General features: G+C 77.0%; 3 protein-coding genes. All 3 read right to left on the bottom strand.

The window, feature by feature from the left end; all coding sequences use genetic code 11:
* Positions 1-63: 63 nt before the first annotated feature.
* Complete coding sequence (locus ACRYM2_RS22960; RefSeq protein WP_432525012.1) at positions 64-1,011, bottom strand: NAD(+)/NADH kinase; 948 nt, start codon at positions 1,009-1,011, stop codon at positions 64-66.
* Positions 1,012-1,059: 48 nt separating this feature from the next.
* Positions 1,060-1,884: an ABC transporter ATP-binding protein gene (locus ACRYM2_RS22955; RefSeq protein WP_432525011.1), complete on the bottom strand. Its 825-nt coding sequence runs from the start codon at positions 1,882-1,884 to the stop codon at positions 1,060-1,062.
* Between the two features lie 53 nt (positions 1,885-1,937).
* Positions 1,938-3,051, bottom strand: a 1,114-nt coding sequence (locus ACRYM2_RS22950) for a FecCD family ABC transporter permease (protein ID WP_432525009.1), incomplete at its 5' end; no start/stop codon positions are given.

The raw sequence follows: 3,051 nt of genomic DNA, 5'->3' as shown, positions 1-3,051 counted from the left end.
GGACCTGCGCCCGGCCCCGCTGCCCGCCGGCGTGGCGGTGCGCACCGCCGGCGGCCCGGGAGGTCAGTGCCCGCGCTCCTGGCCGTCGTGGCGGCGCAGCTCCTCGGGCACCAGCTCGAGCATCTCGTCGGGCAGCAGCGGCAGGTCCAGCAGGCTCAGCTTCACCCGCGAGCGCCGGCCGTGGTCGGCGGCGTCCAGGCGGATCACGTGCCCGGCGTCGCGCTCGGCGGTCACCTCCACCACCGTGCCGGGTGCCAGCTCGCCCGCGGCGATGCCGTCGACCTCCAGGACGGGCGGGCCGGACTTCTCCAGCAGCTCCAGGCGCACCGCCTCGTCCACGCCCAGCACGATGGAGCGGGCGATGCCGGACATCGGCGCGACCGGGGTGACGACGAGGGCGTCGGCGCCCGGGGAGACCACGGGCCCGCCGGCGGCGTAGCTGTAGGCCGTCGAGCCGCTGGGCGTGGCGAGCACGACGGCGTCGCCGCGCAGGTAGCCGATGCGCTGACCGGACACCGACAGCGCCGCCGTCACGGTGCCCCGGCCGGGGGTGCGGGCCAGCGCGACGTCGTTGAAGGCCACCGCCTCGCGCACGTCCCGCCCGTCGGGCGGCACGATGCGCGCGCGCAGGCACAGGTGCGGTTCGACGGTGAAGTCCTTGGCGGCGATGCGCTCCAGCGCCGCGGGCAGCTCGCGCGGCTCCAGCTCCACGAGGAAGCCGAGGTGGCCCAGGTTCACCCCCAGCACGGGGACGTCCCGGCCGACGAGCAGCCGCAGCGCGCCGAGCATCGTGCCGTCACCGCCCAGGCTCACGGCCGCGTCGACGGTGCGGGCGAACTCGACCTCGTCGACCGTGCCCACCCCCGCGGGCAGCCGGCCGGTGTCGGCGCGCAGGCCGACGACCTCCAGGCCGTGCGAGCTCGCCCAGGCCCGGACGAGCTCCGCCTGCTCCCTCGTGTCGCGCACGGGGTGCACGACGAGCCCCAGGCGGGCCAGCGGACGGTGCTGCACCCCGCCCACGCTAACGGCGTCGCCGTCGCCCGCCGCAGCCGCCCGCGCTCACGCGCTCAGCGCGTCGGTGGCGCCGCGGCGGGCGCGGGCGCGCGGCACGACCAGCGGGGTGCCGGTCTCGGGGTCGTCGATGACCACGCAGGGCAGCCCGAAGACCTCCTCGATGAGCTCGGCGGTGACGACGTCCGCGGGGGCGCCCTGCGCCATGAGGCGCCCCTCCTTGAGGGCGACGAGGTGGGTGGCGTAGCGGCACGCGTGGTTGAGGTCGTGCAGGACGGCCACCAGGGTGCGCTGCTGCTCCTCGTGCAGCTGCGCGCACAGGTCCAGCACCTCGATCTGGTGGGCGATGTCGAGGTAGGTCGTCGGCTCGTCCAGCAGCAGGATCGGCGTCTCCTGCGCCAGGGCCATCGCGATCCACACCCGCTGCCGCTGCCCGCCGGACAGCTCGTCGACGGTGCGGTCGGCGAGGCCGTCGACGTGGGTGGCGGCCATCGCCGCGTCCACGGCCCGCTCGTCGTCGCGGGACCACTGCCGCAGCAGCTTCTGGTGCGGGAAGCGGCCGCGGGCGACGAGGTCGGCGACGGTGATGCCGTCGGGGGCGCTGGCCGTCTGCGGCAGCAGCCCCAGGCGCCGGGCGACCTCCTTGCTCGGCAGGGAGGAGATGCGCTCGCCGTCCAGGTAGACGCTGCCCGACCTCGGCTTGAGCATCCGCGCCAGCGCGCGCAGCAGCGTGGACTTCCCGCAGGCGTTCGGCCCGATGATCACCGTGAAGGAGCCGTCCGGGATCTCGATGCCGAGACCGCGGGTGATGGTGCGGGAGTCGTAGGCGAGGGTGAGGTCCTCACCGCGCAGCCGGTGCTGGTGCGTGCTCACGGGGCAGTGCCGTCCTCTGGTGACCGGGGGTGGAGGGGTGGGGAGCGCCGGGGTCAGCCGCGCCCGCGGCGCCACTGGGCGACGAGCAGGTAGGCCATGTAGAGCCCGCCCACCGCGCCCGTCACGACGCCGACCGGCAGCTGGGTGGGGGCGAAGACGCGCTGGGCGGCGAAGTCGCTGACCAGCAGCAGCAGCGCGCCGGTCAGACCGGCGGCCACCAGGCCGGCCCCGACGGCGCCGGTGAGGCGGCGCGCGACCTGCGGCGCGGCGAGGGCGACGAAGGCGATCGGCCCGGCCGCCATGGCGGCCAGCGCCGTCATCGCCACGGCGACGGCCAGCACGAGCAGCCGGGTGCGGTCCACGTCGACGCCGAGCGCGCGGGCCGCGTCGTCGCCGAGGTCGAGCATCGTCAGCGAGCGCCCGGCCAGCAGCGCCACCGGCACCAGCACCGCCAGCCCGATCCCCAGCGGCAGCGCCTGCTCCCAGCCGCGGCCGTTGAGGCTGCCGAGGATCCACACCTGCGCGGCCTGCGCCTCCTCCAGCCGGGCGCGGGTCAGCAGGTAGTCGTTGGCGGCCTGCAGGACGGCGGTGAGGCCGATGCCCACGAGGACGATCCGGTAGCCCTGCACCCCGCCGCGCGCGGCCAGCAGGTACACGAGCACGGCGGTGAGGGCGCCGCCGGACAGGGCGCCGAAGGCGGTCGCGGTGCTGCCGCCGCCCAGCAGCAGGAGCACCACGAGCGCGCCGGTGACGGCGCCGGAGGTGAAGCCGATGACGTCGGGGCTGCCCAGGGGGTTGCGGGTGACGAGCTGGAAGACCGCACCGGCCATCCCGAGCGCCAGCCCCACCAGCAGCGCCGTGACCACCCGCGGCAGCCGCAGGCCCAGGACGATGAACTCGTCGGCGGGCTCGCCCCGCCCGACGAGCGTGCGCAGCACGTCGGGCACGCCGACGGGGTAGTCGCCGGTGGTCAGGCTGACCGAGGCCACGGCCACCAGGGCCGCGACGAGGCCGGTGCAGACGGCGAGGCTGCGGCCTTCCACGCGCACCGACAGCCCGCGCCGGCCGCGGCCGGCGCGCAGCGTGGCGCCGGGGGGGGCGGCGGGGGGGGCGGGGGCGGGCCCCGGCGCCCGGGCCCCCGGGCCGGGCGCCTCCCCCGCCCGTACC

The sequence above is a fragment of the Kineococcus aridisoli genome (genome assembly GCF_050871885.1).
GTDB lineage: Bacteria > Actinomycetota > Actinomycetes > Actinomycetales > Kineococcaceae > Kineococcus.
The sequence above is the reverse complement of the archived record's forward strand: the minus strand, read 5'-3'. Positions and strand labels throughout refer to the sequence as shown.